We start from the raw sequence: 18675 nt of genomic DNA on the forward strand, positions 1-18675 counted from the left end.
GTGTATTAACGCCAGTTACTACAAGTCGGCGGAGCCGCCCAACGCACGGGTTTATTCAGCAAGCCCTAAGTAGGGTTTGCTGAAAAAGTCCCTTCGTTGAGGCAGGGAATAGGGAATAGGGAATAGGGAATAGGGAATAGTTTTAGCTAATTAAGAAGCCACAGCAGTAGAACGAGTCCGCCGTCTTCTACCATCAGAAACCTTCACAGCAGGTTCAGGCGGTTGTTCAGGAACTTGCAGCAACAAAGTCACAGAAGCTTGACATTGTAACTCCCGACGCAGAGAACGAGCCAACTCCTTCTCTAAAGTGCCTTGTAAACCGCCCCAGTCTATATCATTGGGTTCATTTCCCGTCACAAACTCAGACCAACGAACCCGCAAAATTTCCTCAATGCGTTGCTGTACCCATTTCAATAACAGCGATCGCTCAATACTTGTCACCACACCCCGCAGGTGAATTTCCGGTCTAGCCAACAGTTTACCATTCCAATCAACAGCAGCCGCAATAGTCGCCAGTCCTTCAGAAGCCATCGTTTGCCGTTCTTGCAACACTTTGGCGCTCACCATTCCAGAACTCGTTGTATCCACCAGTTCAATACCCGAAGCTACTTTAGCCGCAACACGGATAGATTCTTCAGTTAGTTCTATCACATCCCCATTCTGAATAATCACCATATTTTCTTTGGGAATGCCCATACTCTGAGCAGTTTCCGAATGCTTCACCAACATCCGATGTTCACCATGAACAGGAACAAAGAACTTAGGACGAGTTAAAGCCAGCATGAGTTTTTGTTCTTCTTGACAACCGTGTCCAGAAACGTGAACGCCCTTATCTCTACCATAGACGACATGAGCGCCTTGGATCATCAATTTATCAATGGTGTTCACCACCGCAATGGTATTACCAGGAATGGGGTTAGCAGAGAAAACAACTGTATCTCCTTCTCTAATTTTAATATGGGGGTGTTCTTTGTTAGCAATGCGAGTCATGGCCGCCATTGACTCACCTTGAGAACCTGTTGTTAAAATCAGTACGTTCTCATCCGGTAAACCCCGGACAGTATGCAAGGGTTGAAATAGGCTATCTTCACATTTGATATAACCTAAATTCCGGGCATGGGCAATCAAATTTAGCATTGAACGTCCCACAACTGTCACTACTCGGTTATGTTTCTTGGCCAGTTGCAACACTATATTGATCCGATGCACACTGGAAGCAAAGGTAGTAACAAATAAACGCCCTTTAGCTTGGGAGAATACCCGGTCAAGGTTAGGATAAACGGAACGTTCAGAAGGTGTAAATCCTGGTACTTCTGAGTTAGTGGAATCACTTAACAAGCAAAGTACACCTTTTTCCCCATGTTCCGCTAGGCGCTGTAAATCAAACTTTTCGCCATCTACAGGGGTATGGTCAATTTTAAAGTCCCCTGTATGGATAACTACACCTAATGGAGTATGAATAGCAACGGTAAAACTATCAGCGATAGAGTGGGTGTTGCGGATGTATTCGACAAAAAAGGCTTTACCAATTCTGACGACATCACGAGGAAGAACAGTTCTTAATTCTGTGCGATCGCGTACTCCTGCTTCTTCCAATTTCCCCTCTAACATGGCCATTGCTAATCTTGGTCCATAAATTACGGGGATGTCAAATTGTTTCAGGTGAAAAGCAATACCACCAATATGGTCTTCATGACCATGAGTAACGATCATGCCTTTGATTTTATGGCGATTTTCCCGTAAATAAGTTGTATCAGGTAGTACAATATTTACTCCGTGCATAGCCTCAGTGGGAAAAGCCAACCCTGCATCCAAGAGGACGATTTCATCCTCGTATTCAAAAACACAGGTATTTTTTCCTATTTCATGTAAACCGCCCAATGGAATAATTTTCAGGGCTGAGTTAGCTTCGTTTCTAGCCATTTTCTCCTGTATGTTGTGTGAGTTGTTAATCAGTTGATAGTTAGCGTTCTTGTATGAAAGACAACATCAAATGTCTATATAATTCAATGTCAAAATAGCCAATTTCCACTTCTGATATTCAATCAATTTGGTATTGAATAAATAAAAGTAATTGACCCCGTTCCCGTAGCTTCTTATCAAAAAAGATTCTTATATCGTTCAGTTGTAGCACAGATGTTTAAATTGCGACCTAGAAGCAATTATTACTTTTTATTTATAAGTATCTGGGAAACCAGCATCTGGCTAGTATCCAATATATTGGCGCTCAGATTAAACTAAGTTTATGCAACACATCCTCTAACTTCTGACAGATTTCTGCGTCAGCTTCGCACAGCGGTGGACGAACTGAACCAACGTTCCAACCTTGAAGTTTTAATGCTTGTTTAACAGGAATGGGATTTGTTGTTAAAAATAAAGCTTTAAACAAAGGGAATAGTTGTAAATGAATCTCAGTAGCAATTTGAATGTTGCCTACATTAAAGGACTCTATCATCTGTTTTAGTTGATTACCTACCAGATGAGAAGCCACACTCACCACACCTTTAGCACCAACCGCTAACAGAGGCAAGGTTAAAGAATCATCTCCAGCGTAAATCTGAAATTCCTGTGGTGTCAAGCGGCGAATTTCACTAGCTTGATCTAAGTTACCACTGGCTTCTTTAATTCCCACAATGTTGTCGATTTGTGCTAATTGCACAACTGTTTCTGGACTCAAATTTTGACCAGTCCGACCAGGAATATTATATAACAACATCGGTAGGTCAGGACAGGCTTGAGCGATCGCCTGAAAGTGTTTGTATAGTCCTGCTTGGGGTGGTTTGTTGTAGTAAGGTACAACTTGTAAAGAACCATGTACTCCTATTCTAGCTGCTTTTTCGGTTGCTGCGATCGCTTCTTTGGTAGAATTTGAACCACACCCAGCAATTACTTTTGCTTTCCCTGCTACAGCTTGCAACACTTCCACAAACAGTTGATACTCTTCATCCCAGCTTAATGTGGGAGATTCACCTGTTGTTCCACATATCACTAATGTATCTGTACCATTGTCAACTAAATTTGCTGCTAATTTTCCAGCTACTTCATAGTTAACACTACCATCTGCTTTAAACGGCGTGATCATTGCCGTTATCACTGTACCAAAATCTACCACCCGTTTTTCACTCCTGATTTGTCTTTAGTTGTTAGTTGTTAGTTGTTAGTTGTTAGTTGTTAGTTATTAGTTATTAGTTATTGGTTATTGGTTATTGGTTTATTCATCTTTCTTTCCCAGTCACCAATCACCAGTCCCCAGTCACCAGTCACCAGTCACCAGTCCCCAGTCACCAGTCCCCAGTCCCCAGTCCCCAGTCACCAGTCACCAATCACCCATTCTGAAGTAGATTTTTTTCTACTAATAATTCGGCGATTTGTATCGCATTTAAAGCCGCACCTTTACGGATTTGATCGCCACACAACCATAATTCTAAGCCACAAGGATGAGAAATGTCTTGTCTAATTCTGCCGACTAAAACCTCATCTTTACCACTAGCTTCTATAGGCATGGGGAAATAATTTTTCTGCCAATCTTCCACCAATTTCACACCAGGCGCATTGCTTAAAATTGCTCTTGCTTCATCTGGACTAAAAGGTGTGTCAAACTCCAGGTTAATTGCTTCGGAATGGGCGCGGAGTACGGGAACCCGTACACAAGTAGCAGTAATTCTGATGTCTTGACTACCAAATATTTTCCGAGTTTCGTTGACCATTTTTAACTCTTCCTCACAATATCCTATATCAGTCATTGGGGAATTATGGGGAAATAAATTAAACGCCAACGGATAAGGTAACACTTCAGCTACTGGTTGTTGTCCTTGTAATATAGCACTGGATTGAATTTTCACTTCTTCCATTGCTTTTGCACCAGCACCACTGGCAGATTGATAAGTTGCCGCTACAATCCTTGTTACTGGTTTTACTTGATGCAGTGGCCAAACTGCCAACGTCATTAAAATTGTGGTGCAGTTGGGATTGGCAATAATGCCTTTATGCTCGGCTGCGGCTTGGGGATTCACCTCTGGAACTATCAAAGGTACATCCGGGTTCATACGGAAGGCGCTAGAGTTATCTATTACCACTGCTCCTTTGTCTACAGCTACCCCAGCCCAGGTTTTGGAAGTTCCACCACCAGCACTAGCTAAGACAATATCAACATTTGCAAAAGAGCGATCGCTGACTGCCTCAATTACAAGATTTTCGCCTTTAAACTTGAGCGTCTTTCCTGCACTGCGTTCTGATGCTAACAATTTTAAATCCGCCAGGGAGAAATTACGACTTTCTAGTAATTCCAGCAACTCCGTACCTACAGCACCAGTCGCACCCAAAATAGCTACACGATAGGATTTAGACAAATTCGACTCCTTCTTTAAGAGGTTACTAAGGTTACTAAGTTTTTTCTAATACTCAAAATATCTATAATGGCAACATTGAGCAATCAAAGAAATTTGAATACTTAATGAGTTTTTTTCTAATTTAGTAGATATCTATAATATCTAAAGAATTTGGATTTTAGGATATTTTATTTATATTTTGATTTTATTTGACAATAATTACCATTTAACCTGTATTACTTTGAATTATACACTACCATACAACAAACTCCAAACTAAGGGTAAAATGAATAGACTAACCATTAATTAGGTTGATAGAATCAATGGTACAACCTTGGCAACACCAGACTGCTTAGTTAACCATCTCCCAGTGGTGAGTAGGTTTGGGAAGCGGTTACTGGGTTTGAGATTGGGGGTTTGATCTTATCCTTCTCTCTTGAGAGCAGACAAGTATTGTTAGGCAACAGTGCTACCATGAGAATCTACCATGTTGACAGGATATCACAACCTGAACAATCTGGGTAACATTTTGCGTCTAACCTATCATGACCGCAGTAACAGCCATCAATTAAAGATCATTAAGCATATTTTTTAGGACTAAACAACGTTTAAATGAGAAATTCTGAAAAATCGACTGAGATATCCTATCAGTAAAGATATAGCAGAAAAACTGGAAGGATCTGTAAATTTCTGTGCTATTGGCAGTAAACTAGATATCTGCTGAAGAGCGCAGCCCCTAAGCCCGGAGTTGAGGATGCTTAAAAGACGATTACTGGATAGCTAATTATCTAATTATCTAATTATTTTGTCTGATTTCGTCAAAAAATCCATCAACTGCACAAAACTGATGTATAACCTAAAAAATCCCTCTATTAATCTTAATATGAGCGATTAGTATAAGTTTTGTGTTGCACATCAAGTTAATAAGCGAGATATACGCAGCTTGTGTGTACTATCAAAAATGACAACACCAAAAAACAGAGACAAAGCATGAAAGTAACCCAGGAAAAACTTGAAAAAAGCCAAATTGGACTAGAAATAGAAATTACAGCGGAAGTTACCCAACAAAAATACGAACAGGTAATCAAAAATTTAAGTGCTACTGTAAATCTTCCTGGGTTTCGCAAAGGCAAAGCACCCCGGCAGGTATTATTACAGCGTCTAGGAAGCAGTCGCATCAAAGCATCGGTATTGGAAGAACTAATTCCCGAAGTTGTAGAGCAAGCAGTCAAACAAGAAGACATTAAGGCTATTGGCCAACCGAGATTAGTGTCATCCTTTGATGATTTGATTAATAATTATAAACCTGGAGAACCCTTGACCTTTGCTGCGGCGGTGGATGTAGAACCAGAAATCAAAATCCAGCAGTATACAGGATTCCAAGTCAAAGCCGAAGAAATCAAACATGATCCAACACGGGTGGATACAGTGTTAGATCAGGAAAGGCAGAAAATGTCCACATTAATTCCCGTAGAAGGAAGAGCAGCCCAAATAGGAGATGTGGCAGTAGTAGATTTTAAAGGTGTGTTGGCTAAAGGTGAAGGTGAAGACGAAGCAGCAGAACCTACACCCATTCCAGGAGGAGAAGCAGCAGATTTTCAAGTCGAGTTGCAGGAAGATAAATTTATCCCTGGTTTTGTAGTCGGTATGGTAGGAATGAACCCTGGAGAAACCAGAGAAATTTCCGCCCAGTTCCCAGATCCTTATGCGAGTCAAGAATTAGCCGGTAAAGCTGCCTTGTTTACAGTGACACTCAAAGAAATTAAGGAAAAAGAACTACCACCATTAGATGACGACTTTGCTCAAGAAGTCAGTGATTTTGAAACTTTAGCAGAATTACGGACATCCTTAGAAGAACGTTATCAAAAAGAAGCCCAAGAGCAAACCAAAACCAATCAGCAAGAAGCTTTATTAGCGGAACTGCTCAAGCACGTAGAAATTGATTTGCCAAAAACTTTGATAGATAACGAAGTTGATGCCATGATCAAACAGACAATCATGAAATTGTCAGAGCAGGGAATGGATGTGAGAAAGTTTCTCACCCAAGAAATCCTGAATCAATTGCGCGAGCGTTCAGAACCAGACGCAGTAGAACGCCTTAAACGTTCTTTGGCTGTAGAAGAAATCGGTAAACGGGAATCAATCACAGCCACAGTTGAGGAAGTCAACGCTAAAGTTAAAGAACTCTTAGAAGAGTACGCTGATGAAGATATAGATGCAGTAAGACTGCAATCTTTGGTAGAAGCACAGCTAGTAAATGAGAAAATCATGGATTGGTTGCTGGCTAACTCATCCATAGAACTTGTACCCGAAGGTTCTTTAAGCACAGAAGAGGAAACTGATTCAGAAGCAGAAACGGCTACAGAAGCAGAAACAACCAGTCCTGAGTAAAGGTGACTGGGGACTGGTGACTGGTGACTGGTGACTGGGGACTGGGGACTGGGGACTGGTGACTGGTGACTGGTGACTGGTGACTGGTGACTGGGGACTGGGGACTGGTGACTGGTGACTGGTGACTGGTGACTGGTGACTGGTGACTGGTGACTGGTGACTGGTGACTGGTGACTGGTGACTGGGGACTGGGGACTGGTGACTGGTGACTGGGGACTGGGGACTGGGGACTGGGGACTGGGGACTGGTGACTGGTGACTGGGGACTGGGGACTGGGGACTGGGGACTGGGCATTGGACTTTATTAGATTATTAATCTTCCCCTGCCTCCCCTGCCTCCCCTGCCTCCCCTGCCTCCCCTGCCTCCCCTGCCTCCTGCCTCCTGCCTCCTGCCTCCTGCCTCCTGCCTCCTGCCTCCTGCCTCCTGCCTCCTGCCTCCTGCCTCCTGCCTCCTGCCTCCTGCCTCCTGGATCTCCTGCAAGAACAAATGAAGATAAGGCATAATGGTTAAAACATAGTTCAAATACAAATTCAAATTCTCGAAAAATCAGCCATAAGGTCTGTAAAACCTGTCCCACTTATTGTTAAATATTTTTGTATGCTTGTATCGCAGTCGGGAAATTACCCAATCAGTAGCTTGAGTCCCATCAGCATTAGCTGTAACTACAACAGCCCGAACAACATTGTACCGATGGTGGTAGAACAGTCCGGTATGGGAGAAAGGGCTTTTGACATCTACTCCCGTCTATTGCGAGAGCGGATTATTTTTTTAGGAACGCCAATAGATGACACTGTAGCTAATTCTATAGTTGCTCAATTGCTATTCCTAGACGCTGAAGACCCAGAAAAAGATATTCAACTTTACATAAATTCACCAGGGGGATCTGTTTACGCAGGAATGGCAATTTATGATACAATTCAACAAATACGTCCTGATGTTGTTACCATTTGTTTTGGTCTAGCTGCCAGCATGGGGGCGTTTTTGTTAACTGCGGGAACAGCAGGGAAGCGTATGTCCTTACCTGACTCCCGGATTATGATTCACCAACCCCTTGGTGGCGCTCAAGGACAAGCAATTGATATTGAAATTCAAGCGCGGGAAATTCTTTACATTAAGGGCAAGTTGAATCAATTAATGTCCACGCACACTGGTCAACCTTTAGAAAGGATCGAAGCTGATACAGAACGCGACTTTTTTATGTCAGCAGAAGAGGCAAAAAACTACGGTTTAATCGATCAGGTTATTTCTAGACAAAATCTCCCCACAGCAGGGGAAAACGTCACCATTCTGAAATAAGAGGCTTGGTATGTCTAAATACGACTCCCATTTAAAATGTTCATTTTGTGGCAAGTCTCAGGAGCAGGTGCGTAAATTAATCGCGGGTCCGGGAGTCTACATCTGCGATGAATGCGTTGACTTGTGTAATGAAATCCTAGATGAAGAACTGCTGGATACCAGTAGTTCTGCTTCCCAACCAGCATCACGTTCAGAACAACCTCAAAAACGCCGTACCAGTTCTGCCAATCTCTCTTTTAACCAAATCCCCAAACCGAGAGAAATTAAAAAATATTTAGATGAACACGTAATTGGGCAAGATGAAGCAAAAAAAGTCTTGTCGGTTGCAGTTTACAATCACTACAAGCGTTTAGCTATTGCTCAGTCTAAAGGTAATGGTAAAGGTGGCGCTGATGATGCTGTAGAACTACAAAAGTCCAATATTTTATTAATGGGTCCGACTGGTTGCGGTAAAACCCTGTTAGCGCAAACTCTGGCCAAAATCCTCGATGTACCCTTTGCGGTGGCAGATGCTACAACTCTCACCGAAGCAGGGTATGTAGGGGAAGACGTGGAAAATATCTTATTGCGACTTTTGCAAGTGGCAGATTTAGATGTGGAGGAAGCGCAACGGGGAATTATCTACATTGATGAAATTGATAAAATTGCCCGCAAGAGTGAAAACACATCCATTACTAGAGATGTTTCCGGGGAAGGGGTACAGCAAGCTTTACTGAAAATGTTAGAGGGTACGATTGCTAATGTACCACCCCAGGGCGGACGCAAGCATCCCTATCAAGATTGTATTCAGATTGACACTAGCAACATCCTGTTTATCTGTGGTGGGGCTTTTGTTGGTTTAGAAAAAGTCGTAGATCAGAGAGTGGGCAAAAAGTCAATTGGCTTTGTGCAGTCTGGAGAAGGGATATCTAAAGAAAAACGGGCTGCGGACACACTACGTCATTTAGAACCCGATGATTTGGTGAAATTTGGCATGATTCCCGAATTTATTGGGCGGATGCCAATGGTGGCTGTAGTTGATCCTCTGGATGAAGAAGCACTGATGGCGATTTTGACTCAACCCCGCAGTGCTTTAGTTAAGCAGTATCAAAAACTGCTGAAGATGGATAACGTCCAGTTAGATTTTAAACCAGATGCTTTGAAGGCGATCGCCCAAGAAGCCTATCGCCGGAAAACTGGGGCGCGGGCGTTGCGGGGTATTGTGGAAGAATTGATGTTAGATGTGATGTATGAGTTGCCATCCCGTAAAGATGTAACTCGCTGCACAGTAACGCGGGAAATGGTAGAGAAACGTTCTACAGCGGAACTGTTGGTACATCCCTCTTCATTACCAAAACCAGAGTCAGCATAATTGGTGATTGGTGATTGGTAATTGGTAATTGGTAATTGGTAATTGGTAATTGGTGATTGGTGATTGGTGATTGGTGATTGGTGATTGGTGATTGGTGATTGGTGATTGGTGATTGGTAATTGGTGATTGGTAATTGGGAAAAATACAAATAATTTCCCCCTGCTTCCTGCTCCCTGCTCCCCTGCTTCTTCCCCAGTCACCAGTCACCAGTCACCAGTCCCCAGTCACTAGTCCCCAGTCCCCAGTCCCCAGTCACCAGTCCCCAGTCACCTGTCACCTGTCACCTATTCCTTAAAAATTATGTCTTATATCAAAGTTCGCGGGGTTGAGCATTATTACGAGTGGATCAAGAAACCATCAGATGTGGTAAAACCAGTGATGGTTTTTTTGCATGGTTGGGCTGGTTCGTGTAGATATTGGCGCAGTACGGCTAAAGCTTTAGCAGATAAGTTTGATTGTTTATTATATGATATGCGCGGTTTTGGGCGTTCCCGTGCTGAAACCCAAGATAGCAGTAAATTGAGTTATGAATTAACAGAATATGCGGAAGATTTAGCAGTATTATTAAATGAGTTAAATCTGGAGCGTGTTTATATTAATGCCCATTCTATGGGTGCTTCAATTGCGACTTTATTTTTTAATCGTTATCCCCAAAAAGTTATCAAGGCAATTTTAACTTGTAGTGGGATTTTTGAATATGATGAAAAAGCCTTTGCAGCTTTCTATAAATTTGGTGGTTTAGTAGTTAAATTCCGTCCTCAATGGTTAGGGAAAATACCTTTAGCGGATAGGATGTTTATGGCGAGATTTTTGCATCGTCCGATTCCTAAAGCTGAAAGACAAGCTTTTTTACAAGATTTTATTGACGCTGATTATGATTCCGCTTTAGGGACAATTTTTACCTCTGTGAGTAAAGAACAAGCGGAAACAATGCCTTTAGAATTTGCTAAATTAACAGTACCAACTTTGTTAATAGCCGGAGAATATGATTTAATTATTCCTGCTGATTTAGGTAGAAAAGCGGCTGTTTTGAGTGATAAGGTGCAGCTAGAAATTATTGCTAATACCGCACATTTTCCGATGTTGGAAGATCCAGAAACTTATTTACAGAAGGTGCGGGATTTTTTGGGTAATGGGTAATTGGTAATGGGTAATGGGTAAGCTGTTGTGCATTTAATTTGTATAAGTGGAACAGGCATCTTGCCTGTTAAACAAGAGTTCAGAATATTAGGATTATACAATTTAGCTGTGTAACAGCTTAATTGGTGAAATAAATTAGAGGTGATGTTATGAGTGTAATTAGTAATTTGGAGTATTTACAACAACTCTATGAAATTGATGATTATGAATGGTTATTGACTAACATTGAATTATTAAAACAACGCAGATTTAATGATGTGGATCTAGAGAATTTGATTGAGGAGTTGGAGTCATTGGCCAAGCGAGATAAACACCAGGTGAAAAATCTGTTAGAACAAATTATGAGACATCTATTACTATTAAATTTTTGGAAAGCTGAATATGAAAGAAATAAAAATCATTGGCGTGCGGAAATTAGAAGTTTTAGGACACAATTAAAAGATAGATTAACTACTAATTTATCTAATTATTTAAGTTCTATTTTTGCTGATATTTATCATGATGCTTTGGGTTATGTGCAGGAAAAAACAGGTTTTACTGTGAGTTTTCCTTCAGAATGTCCTTACACTTTAGAACAGTTTTTAGATGTGGATTTTTTGGGTAATGGGTAATTGGTGAAATAAATTAGAGGTGAGGTTATGAGTGTAATTAGTAATTTGGAATATTTACAACAACTCTATGAAATTGATGATTATGAATGGTTGTTAACTAATATTGAATTATTAAAACAAGGTAGATTTAATGATGTGGACTTAAATAATTTAATTGAGGAGTTGGCAGATTTGGGTAATGAAAAGAAAAATGCTGTAGAAAGTTTATTACAGCAAATAATTAGACATTTATTATTATATCAATATTGGATTGCTGAAAGTGAGAGAAATTCTGGACATTGGCAAGCTGAAATTTATAGTTTTCGAGATCAATTAAATGCTAAATTAACCACTAATTTACGTAATCATTTAGCTGAACAAACATTAAAAATTTATCAACGGGCGCTAGGATATGTGCAAAGAAAAACTAATTATCAAGTAGATTTTCCTTCAGAATGTCCTTACACTTTGGAACAGTTGTTAGATGTGGATTTTTTGGGTTAAGATTCAATTTTAGGGATAATTCATGTAGGGATAATTCATATAAGGGTAATTCATGAATTACCCCTACCAAAATTAAGAGGTGATGTTATGAGTGTAATTAGTAATTTGGAATGTTTACAACAACTCTATAAAATTGATGATTATGAATGGTTGTTAACTAATATTGAATTATTGAAACAAGGTAAATTTAATGATGTGGATTTAGAGAATTTAATTGAGGAGTTGGCAGACTTGGGTAATGAAAAGAAAAATGCGGTCAAAAGTTTATTAGAACAAGTTATTAGACATCTTTTATTACTGCAATATTGGACGGAAGAAATAGAAAATAATGGTCATCATTGGCAATCAAAAATTTTAGGTTTTCGTTATCAACTGGAGGATAGATTAACTACTAATTTACGTAATTTCCTAGCTGATGAACTTGATCATATTTATCAGAGAGCGTTAAAATATGTACAGGTAAAAACTAAGTTTAAAGTAGATTTTCCTTCTGAATGTCCTTATACTTTAGAACAGTTGTTAGATGTGGATTTTTTGGGTAATTGGTAATTGGTAATGGGTAATTGGTAATTGGTAATTGGTAATTGGTGAAATAAATCAGAGGTGATGTTATGAGTGTAATTAGTAATTTGGAATATTTACAACAACTCTATAAAATTGATGATTATGAATGGTTATTAACTAACATTGAATTATTGAAACAAGGTAAATTTAATGATGTGGATTTAGAGAATTTAATTGAGGAGTTGGCAGATTTGGGTAATGAAAAGAAAAATGCGGTTGCTAGTCTGTTAGAACAAATTATTAGACATTTATTATTATATCAGTATTGGACAGAAGAAACTGAAATAAATGGTCATCATTGGCAAGCGGAAATTGTCAGTTTTAGAAACCAATTAAAACGACGTTTAACGGGTAATTTACGCAATTATTTATCTGAGGAAATGTTAGATATTTATGCTGATGCTTTAAAATTTGTGGATGTGAAAACTAAGTTTCAAGTAGATTTTCCCCAAGAATGTCCTTACACTTTAGAACAGTTGTTAGATGTGGATTTTTTGGGTAATGAGATGTAGGTTGGGTTGAACAAAGTGAAACCCAACTAACATTTGTAAACTAACATTTGTAAATGTTGGGTTTCGTCCCTCAACCCAACCTACCTTGACTTTAGATGTGGATTTTTTGGGGTGATTCTTTAAACGCAGATAAACGCAGATAAACGTAGATGGTTTAAAGTAATAGTTTGAATATGTTAATAAAATGTTCATAAAACTTAAATAATCAGTACATAATCTTTGTTACTGGTATATGCTACAATTGTTACGACAGGTTAGATACCTGTATTTTCTGTATATATACCTGGTAACAATATTATGAAGTTCAACCGCAATCAAGTTAAAAAATATCTGCAATTATCTGATTTTACATCTTTATTTATTGAAGAGTTAGGTTGGGATTATGCTGATATTTCTCCTATTTATTTAGCTGTAGATGAGGAAAATTCTACTTTAGAATATACTTTAGAATATACTTTAGAAGCTGTTGCCCAAAAACGCGGTTTAATGGTTTATCATTGTGTTGCTGAAAATGGGATTTTACCTAATGCTAAAACTAGGAAAAATATAGATACCCAAGTTACTAGTTATAGTCAAGAACATTTAATTATTTATACTGATAAAAATCAATCTAAACAAGTTTGGCAATGGGTAAAAAGAGAGTCTGCTACTAAAACTAAAGCTAAAGAAACTACTTTTAACGTTACTCAATCAGGAGAATTATTAACTCAAAAGTTAGAGGCGTTATTTATTGATTTTGCAGAGGAAGAAAATTTAACTTTAACAGATGTCACTCAACGCACTCAAACCGCTTTTGATATTGAAAAGGTTACAAAAGACTTTTTTAATAAGTTCCAAGAAAGACATTTGCAATTTGTTACTTTTATCAAAGGTATCGAAAATACAAAAGATGCTAATTGGTATGCGTCGGTAATTTTAAACCGCTTGATGTTTATTTATTTCCTTCAGAAAAAAGGTTTTTTGGATGATGGTAATACTAATTATTTACAAGATAAGTTAAAGGTTAGTCAAAGTCAAGGACAGGATTTATATTATCAAGAGTTTTTACAAACTTTGTTTTTTGATGGTTTTGGGAAAGCTGAAAAGTTCCGTAAACATGAAACTCCTGCTTTAATTGGTAAAATTAAATATATTAATGGTGGTTTGTTTTTACCTCATCAGATTGAAGAAAAATATAATGTTACTTCGACTTCGCTCAGTAACCGTATTCAAATTAGTGATACTGCTTTTGAGGAGATTTTTAAACTATTTTCCGGTTATACTTGGCATTTAGATGATACTCCAAGTGGTAAGGATGATGAAATTAATCCTGATGTTCTGGGGTATATTTTTGAAAAGTATATTAACCAAAAGGAATTTGGTGCTTATTATACGAAACCGGAAATTACTAATTATTTATGTGAACGTACTATTAATAAATTTATTAGTGGTAAAATTGGTAATGTTCAAGTTTTGGAAAATCTCAATAATCAATTATGTCAGCAATTGTTAGATGATGTTTTACCAAACTTATCAATTTTAGATCCCGCTTGTGGTAGTGGTGCATTTTTGGTTGCTGCTTTACAACATTTGATTAAGATTTATACCGCCATTTTTGATTTTATTCAAGTTTCTGGAAATGCGGAAAATCAAGCCAGATTAACTAAGATTAAACAAGATCATCCTTCTTTGGATTATTATATCAAAAAACGGGTAATTACTGACAATCTCTATGGTGTGGATATCATGGAGGAAGCGGTGGAAATTGCTAAACTACGCTTGTTTTTAAGTTTGGTTGCTGCTGCGAAAACTGTTGATGATTTAGAACCTTTACCTAATGTTGATTTTAACATTATGTCTGGTAATTCGTTAATTGGTTTAATTCGCGTTGATGGAAGTCGTTTTGATAATGTTGGACAGTCTAAACAAGGTAATATTTTACAACAATTAAATTCACAAAATTATCAAGCAATTTTAAAAGAGAAAAATGAAAGTATTAGAAAGTACAAAGAACACGCTTTTATGATAGCAGATGTGGAAGGTACGGAACAGGAAGATAGGTTAGAATTTTTAAGGGAAAATATTAATCGTGTCAATCGGGAATCTTTGGTGAAGTTAAATCAATTGTTGTTAGATGAATTTAGTAATTTAAAGATTAAATATGAGGAAGTGCAGTTAAAGGGTAAACCTGTGAAACGACTTTTGAATATTGCGGATATGGAAGGGTTAAAACCTTTTCATTGGGGTTATCATTTTGATCAGATTATTGCTAGGGGTGGTTTTGATATTATTTTGGGTAATCCTCCTTGGGAGATTTTTAAACCTCAAGCTAAGGAGTTTTTTGCAGAATATAGCGATATTGTGACTAAGAATAAGATGGATATTAAGACTTTTGAAAAACAACAAAAGCAGTTGTTAGAAAATCCTGAAATTGCTACTGCTTGGTTAGAGTATCAAAGTCAATATCCTCATGTAAGTTTATATTATCGCAGTGCGGAACAATATGTTAATCAGATTTCTGTGGTGAATGGGAAAAAACAGGGAACTGATATTAATTTATATAAGTTGTTTGTGGAACAATGTGTTAATTTACTTTCTCAAAATGGTGAATGTGGTTTGGTTATTCCTAGCGGTATTTATACTGATTTGGGTACTAAGCAGTTACGAGAAATGTTATTTTCGCAAACTAATATTACTGGTTTATTTTGTTTTGAAAATAAAAAGGGTATTTTTGAAGGTGTACATAAGAGTTTTAAGTTTGTAATTTTGACTTTTGAAAATGGTAAGCAAACTTTATCTTTCCCTGCGCGGTTTATGCGTCATGATGTGGGAGAGTTGAACAGTTTTCCTGATGATGATTGTATTAATATGTCTGTGGATTTAATTCAACGGTTATCTCCTGATTCTATTTCAATCATGGAGTTTAAAACTGATTTAGAATTAAGCATTGCACAAAAATCAGCTAAACATTATCCTTTACATGATGAAAAGTCAATATATAATCATATTAACTTTGCGCGTGAATTAGCACCAGATTCACAATCAGAGTATTATAAAATTTCTTCTAGTAAAAACTTATTTCGTTTATTAGAAGGAAGAAATATTCATCAATTCACACATCAGTTTTCTAGTGAATTTCGCTACTGGATAACAGAAAAAGATGCAAGAAAAATTATTTTAGGTAAAACTAAAGATATCGGACAAAAATTAGATTATCAAACTTACAGATTAGCATTTCGTAAAATTGCAAGAAATACAGACATAAGAACAATGATATCAACAATAATTTTTCCTTCATTGTGTGTCGAAAATTTGCAAACAGTGATAATGTTAGATGATAGAGGTAAACAAATAGTAAGTTATACAGATATTTTATATTTGTGTAGTATTTTTAATAGTTTTACTTACGATTATTTATTGAGATTAAAAGTATCAGCTAATATAAATTTCTTTTTTGTTTATAGCACTCAAGTTCCCAGATTAACAGAAAAAGACGAATATTTTAACGAAATAGTAGAACGTGCGGCCAAACTAATATGTACCACAGCAGAATATGATGAATTAGCGAAAGAAGTAGGATTAGGAAGTCATAAAAACGGAATTACAGAGGAGAGAGAAAGGGGAAAAATCCGCGCAGAATTAGATGGAATAATTGCCCATTTATATGGTTTAACAGAAAGCGAATTTAGTCATATATTGAGTACGTTTCCCATTGTTGCGGAAGAAGTGAAAAATGCTGCTTTAAATGCTTATCGGGAGATGGTTAAATAACGTAAACGTAGGGGTTTAGCATTGCTAAACCCGTACAATTCATAATAAAAACGGATTAACATTAAAACTAAGATCATGCTTGAAACAGTTCTATAACTGACTTAATTTCATCCATTGTTACATCTGTTTGTTCCAGTTTAGAATAAATTAACAGTAAAAGGACATTTGTAGGTGATTGAATTTGATAAATAATTCGATAACCACTACTTTTCCCTTTTTGAATATCACTGTTGCGAACTCTTACCTTCAAAACTGTATACCCTGTTCCTGCAATTTGATCACCTAAAAAATTACCACTTTGTAATTCTTCAATTATTGGTTGAATATCAGTACGAATATGACGATATTTTTTGATAAGCTGCGTATTTTCTGTTTAAAATTATCAGTAAACTGAACTATTACTAATGGGGTATCACTCAACATCAATACCTTCCCAAAGTTCAGAAATTGGATGTACTTTACCTGCTTTAGCTTCTTGTAATGAGATTTTCAAACTTTCTAAAACAGATTCTTTTGATTCATCATCTTCATCTAATTCATCTTCAATAAACAAAACAATTAATTTAACCCTGCTTGGTTTATTAACTATTAAAGGAGTTTCTAAAGAGATGTTACCATTTTGGTCAACTTTTGCCATGATTTCTTGGGCAATCATATTTACTCACCTGTAATTACTACACACATTTAATTACTACAAACATTTTACCATATTATAGTAAAATAGTAACTACACTTTGATCAAGATCCCCGATGTCTTGAATAAATATTGTGAATAAATGATAAATTAATTAGGACTTACGCAAGATGTGACTGAAAACCTTATTCTTGCGTAGGGGTAATTCATGTAGCTTGCTTCCCGAAGGGTATTACCCCTACTTTCGTTTTCTTTTGCGTAATTCCTGTTAATGATAGAAGTCGGGGATCTGAAAATATGTTATAATCTTCAAATTAGCAACAGGAGTAAAAACCATGACTATTAAAGAATTAATTCAAGCCGAAATTGACAATATACCAGAAGATCAACTTGATGAGTTTTATCAATTACTTAAAGAATTTATCAATAGAAATGATCATCATAAAAAAGAAGTTGTATCTATTAATCGCAATTTTTTAGATCAACAATATCAAATTATATCCCAAAAAATTAGCCAACAATTTGATAGTGAATGGTTAGAAACACTAGAAACTGAAGATGATTTATTGCAAGCTGCTATCGAATTAACTAAACATGAATAATAGTTTACTTCTTGAACAGGAATTATTCCTATATCAGATATAGAAGATCAGCACGTTTTAGAAACAGCTTTATCTGGGAAAGCAACAATATTAATTACTGCTAATTTTGAAGATTTTTTAACTAAAGATGTTAAAATCATTATACCAGAAAGACATGGAATTTATAGATCACCATCCCATAGTCTTCAAATAGTTCATCCTTACTTAATGATGAATTGGTTTAATGAAGGTAAAATTCCTATATTAGATCCCTAACTTCCGTTTTAATTGTGTAAATAAATGATAAATTAATCATAGAAGTCGGAAATCTGATATTATGTTATAATATTCAAATTAGCAACAGGAGTAAAAACCATGACTATTAAAGAATTAATTCAAGCCGAAATTGACAATATACCAGAAGCAGAACTTGATGAGGTTTATCAATTACTTAAAGAATTTAGAGATAAAAATAAAAACAAAAAAAAGGGGATATTATCTAAGTTAAAAGAGATAAAAATTCAAGCACCTGAAGATTTTTCTGTAAATTTTGATAACTATTTGTATAAACAGGAAACAAGTGAGCAATAATCGTTATTTTCTGGATACTTCATTTATTATTGCATTAATTAATGAACGAGATCAATATCATCACATAGCTAATGATTTAGCAAATTATTACGATAATTCATTTTTAGTAACTTCTGATGCAATTTTATTAGAAATTGCTAACGGTTTAAGTCGTAATTACAAACAAGAAGCAACTCAATTATTAGAATATTTGTTAAATGCAGAAACGGTAGAGATTATCCATGTTACCCCTGAATTATTTAATCAAGGATTTGATTTGTACAAAAAATTTCAAGATAAAGAATGGGGTTTAGTTGACTGCATTTCTTTTGTAATTATGAAAAATCAAAATATTACTCACGCTTTAAGTTTTGATCATCATTTTCAACAAGCTGGATTTTCTTTAGTAAAATAGTACAAACTAATCAAAATATCCCTAAATTCTTTTTTAATCTTGTAAATAG

20 protein-coding genes are annotated in these 18675 nt (G+C 36.8%); 14 read left to right on the forward strand and 6 right to left on the reverse strand.

Going from position 1 to position 18675, the window contains the following annotated elements:
• Positions 1 to 150 precede the first annotated feature (150 nt).
• Together H6F45_RS20050 and dapA are read right to left on the reverse strand one after the other, a co-directional pair.
• On the reverse strand, positions 151 to 1923 hold the full coding sequence (locus H6F45_RS20050; protein ID WP_190348185.1) for a ribonuclease J: 1773 nt from the start codon (positions 1921 to 1923) through the stop codon (positions 151 to 153).
• A gap of 304 nt (positions 1924 to 2227) precedes the next feature.
• A complete protein-coding gene (gene dapA, locus H6F45_RS20055; RefSeq protein WP_137668887.1) occupies positions 2228 to 3112 on the reverse strand; it encodes a 4-hydroxy-tetrahydrodipicolinate synthase in 885 nt (294 codons plus the stop codon).
• A gap of 80 nt (positions 3113 to 3192) precedes the next feature.
• Here dapA and H6F45_RS20060 point away from each other — a divergent pair, with 80 nt between their 5' ends.
• A complete protein-coding gene (locus H6F45_RS20060) occupies positions 3193 to 3336 on the forward strand; it encodes a hypothetical protein (protein ID WP_190348186.1) in 144 nt (47 codons plus the stop codon).
• Here H6F45_RS20060 and H6F45_RS20065 read toward each other — a convergent pair.
• A complete protein-coding gene (locus tag H6F45_RS20065) occupies positions 3324 to 4349 on the reverse strand; it encodes an aspartate-semialdehyde dehydrogenase (RefSeq protein ID WP_190348187.1) in 1026 nt (341 codons plus the stop codon). The two genes, H6F45_RS20060 and H6F45_RS20065, sit on opposite strands and share 13 nt — an antisense overlap.
• Before the next feature lie 969 nt (positions 4350 to 5318).
• Between H6F45_RS20065 and tig the strand changes: the two genes are divergently transcribed.
• Positions 5319 to 6719, forward strand: a complete 1401-nt coding sequence (tig, locus tag H6F45_RS20070; protein ID WP_137668885.1) for a trigger factor — start codon at positions 5319 to 5321, stop codon at positions 6717 to 6719.
• Here the strand turns inward: tig and H6F45_RS26695 are convergent.
• Complete coding sequence (locus H6F45_RS26695; RefSeq protein ID WP_242052684.1) at positions 6672 to 7013, reverse strand: hypothetical protein; 342 nt, start codon at positions 7011 to 7013, stop codon at positions 6672 to 6674. The genes tig and H6F45_RS26695 overlap by 48 nt on opposite strands.
• Before the next feature lie 303 nt (positions 7014 to 7316).
• On the opposite strand from H6F45_RS26695, the gene clpP reads away from it, so the two are divergent.
• A complete protein-coding gene (gene clpP / locus H6F45_RS20080; protein WP_137668143.1) occupies positions 7317 to 8015 on the forward strand; it encodes an ATP-dependent Clp endopeptidase proteolytic subunit ClpP in 699 nt (232 codons plus the stop codon).
• 10 nt (positions 8016 to 8025) lie between these two features.
• Entirely contained in the window at positions 8026 to 9366 is a 1341-nt protein-coding gene (clpX, locus tag H6F45_RS20085) for an ATP-dependent protease ATP-binding subunit ClpX (protein ID WP_137668142.1), read from the forward strand.
• Here the strand turns inward: clpX and H6F45_RS20090 are convergent.
• Positions 9311 to 9514, reverse strand: coding sequence for a hypothetical protein (locus H6F45_RS20090; protein WP_190348189.1), 204 nt, complete (start codon positions 9512 to 9514; stop codon positions 9311 to 9313). The two genes, clpX and H6F45_RS20090, sit on opposite strands and share 56 nt — an antisense overlap.
• On the opposite strand from H6F45_RS20090, the gene H6F45_RS20095 reads away from it, so the two are divergent.
• The 7 genes from H6F45_RS20095 to H6F45_RS20125 all read left to right on the forward strand — a co-directional run bounded on the left by H6F45_RS20095 (position 9500) and on the right by H6F45_RS20125 (position 16426).
• Positions 9500 to 9661 (forward strand): hypothetical protein, encoded by a 162-nt coding sequence (locus H6F45_RS20095; RefSeq protein WP_190348190.1) that lies wholly within the window; start codon positions 9500 to 9502, stop codon positions 9659 to 9661. The two genes, H6F45_RS20090 and H6F45_RS20095, sit on opposite strands and share 15 nt — an antisense overlap.
• Before the next feature lie 5 nt (positions 9662 to 9666).
• Positions 9667 to 10506, forward strand: a complete 840-nt coding sequence (locus tag H6F45_RS20100; RefSeq protein ID WP_190348191.1) for an alpha/beta hydrolase — start codon at positions 9667 to 9669, stop codon at positions 10504 to 10506.
• A gap of 149 nt (positions 10507 to 10655) precedes the next feature.
• A complete protein-coding gene (locus tag H6F45_RS20105) occupies positions 10656 to 11117 on the forward strand; it encodes a DUF29 domain-containing protein (protein WP_190348192.1) in 462 nt (153 codons plus the stop codon).
• Positions 11118 to 11144: 27 nt separating this feature from the next.
• Positions 11145 to 11600, forward strand: coding sequence for a DUF29 domain-containing protein (locus H6F45_RS20110; protein ID WP_190348193.1), 456 nt, complete (start codon positions 11145 to 11147; stop codon positions 11598 to 11600).
• A gap of 87 nt (positions 11601 to 11687) precedes the next feature.
• Complete coding sequence (locus tag H6F45_RS20115) at positions 11688 to 12149, forward strand: DUF29 domain-containing protein (protein WP_190348194.1); 462 nt, start codon at positions 11688 to 11690, stop codon at positions 12147 to 12149.
• A 62-nt stretch (positions 12150 to 12211) separates the two neighbouring features.
• Entirely contained in the window at positions 12212 to 12676 is a 465-nt protein-coding gene (locus tag H6F45_RS20120; RefSeq protein WP_190348195.1) for a DUF29 domain-containing protein, read from the forward strand.
• Between the two features lie 297 nt (positions 12677 to 12973).
• Complete coding sequence (locus tag H6F45_RS20125) at positions 12974 to 16426, forward strand: DNA methyltransferase (protein WP_190348196.1); 3453 nt, start codon at positions 12974 to 12976, stop codon at positions 16424 to 16426.
• A gap of 412 nt (positions 16427 to 16838) precedes the next feature.
• Here H6F45_RS20125 and H6F45_RS20130 read toward each other — a convergent pair whose 3' ends face one another.
• Entirely contained in the window at positions 16839 to 17081 is a 243-nt protein-coding gene (locus H6F45_RS20130; RefSeq protein ID WP_190348197.1) for a hypothetical protein, read from the reverse strand.
• A gap of 314 nt (positions 17082 to 17395) precedes the next feature.
• Here H6F45_RS20130 and H6F45_RS20135 point away from each other — a divergent pair, with 314 nt between their 5' ends.
• The 3 genes from H6F45_RS20135 (at position 17396) to H6F45_RS20145 (ending at position 18626) form a co-directional block, all read left to right on the forward strand.
• Entirely contained in the window at positions 17396 to 17662 is a 267-nt protein-coding gene (locus H6F45_RS20135) for a hypothetical protein (protein ID WP_190348198.1), read from the forward strand.
• Between the two features lie 354 nt (positions 17663 to 18016).
• Positions 18017 to 18232 (forward strand): hypothetical protein, encoded by a 216-nt coding sequence (locus H6F45_RS20140; RefSeq protein ID WP_190348199.1) that lies wholly within the window; start codon positions 18017 to 18019, stop codon positions 18230 to 18232.
• Entirely contained in the window at positions 18222 to 18626 is a 405-nt protein-coding gene (locus H6F45_RS20145; protein WP_190348200.1) for a type II toxin-antitoxin system VapC family toxin, read from the forward strand. The genes H6F45_RS20140 and H6F45_RS20145 overlap by 11 nt, the downstream gene beginning before the upstream one ends.
• Positions 18627 to 18675 lie beyond the last annotated feature (49 nt).

Source organism: Sphaerospermopsis sp. FACHB-1194 (assembly GCF_014696235.1).
In the GTDB taxonomy this organism is placed as follows: domain Bacteria; phylum Cyanobacteriota; class Cyanobacteriia; order Cyanobacteriales; family Nostocaceae; genus Sphaerospermopsis; species Sphaerospermopsis kisseleviana.

Bases quoted from the DNA above. Each gene is read 5' to 3' on its own strand.
- H6F45_RS20050 (WP_190348185.1), bottom strand. From the start codon at position 1,923: ATGGCTAGAAACGAAGCTAACTCAGCCCTGAAAATTATTCCATTGGGC.
- tig (WP_137668885.1), top strand. From the start codon at position 5,319: ATGAAAGTAACCCAGGAAAAACTTGAAAAAAGCCAAATTGGACTAGAA.
- H6F45_RS26695 (WP_242052684.1), bottom strand. From the start codon at position 7,013: ATGCCCAGTCCCCAGTCCCCAGTCCCCAGTCCCCAGTCACCAGTCACC.
- clpP (WP_137668143.1), top strand. From the start codon at position 7,317: ATGCTTGTATCGCAGTCGGGAAATTACCCAATCAGTAGCTTGAGTCCC.
- clpX (WP_137668142.1), top strand. From the start codon at position 8,026: ATGTCTAAATACGACTCCCATTTAAAATGTTCATTTTGTGGCAAGTCT.
- H6F45_RS20100 (WP_190348191.1), top strand. From the start codon at position 9,667: ATGTCTTATATCAAAGTTCGCGGGGTTGAGCATTATTACGAGTGGATC.
- H6F45_RS20105 (WP_190348192.1), top strand. From the start codon at position 10,656: ATGAGTGTAATTAGTAATTTGGAGTATTTACAACAACTCTATGAAATT.
- H6F45_RS20110 (WP_190348193.1), top strand. From the start codon at position 11,145: ATGAGTGTAATTAGTAATTTGGAATATTTACAACAACTCTATGAAATT.
- H6F45_RS20115 (WP_190348194.1), top strand. From the start codon at position 11,688: ATGAGTGTAATTAGTAATTTGGAATGTTTACAACAACTCTATAAAATT.
- H6F45_RS20120 (WP_190348195.1), top strand. From the start codon at position 12,212: ATGAGTGTAATTAGTAATTTGGAATATTTACAACAACTCTATAAAATT.
- H6F45_RS20125 (WP_190348196.1), top strand. From the start codon at position 12,974: ATGAAGTTCAACCGCAATCAAGTTAAAAAATATCTGCAATTATCTGAT.
- H6F45_RS20130 (WP_190348197.1), bottom strand. From the start codon at position 17,081: ATGATTGCCCAAGAAATCATGGCAAAAGTTGACCAAAATGGTAACATC.
- H6F45_RS20135 (WP_190348198.1), top strand. From the start codon at position 17,396: ATGACTATTAAAGAATTAATTCAAGCCGAAATTGACAATATACCAGAA.
- H6F45_RS20140 (WP_190348199.1), top strand. From the start codon at position 18,017: ATGACTATTAAAGAATTAATTCAAGCCGAAATTGACAATATACCAGAA.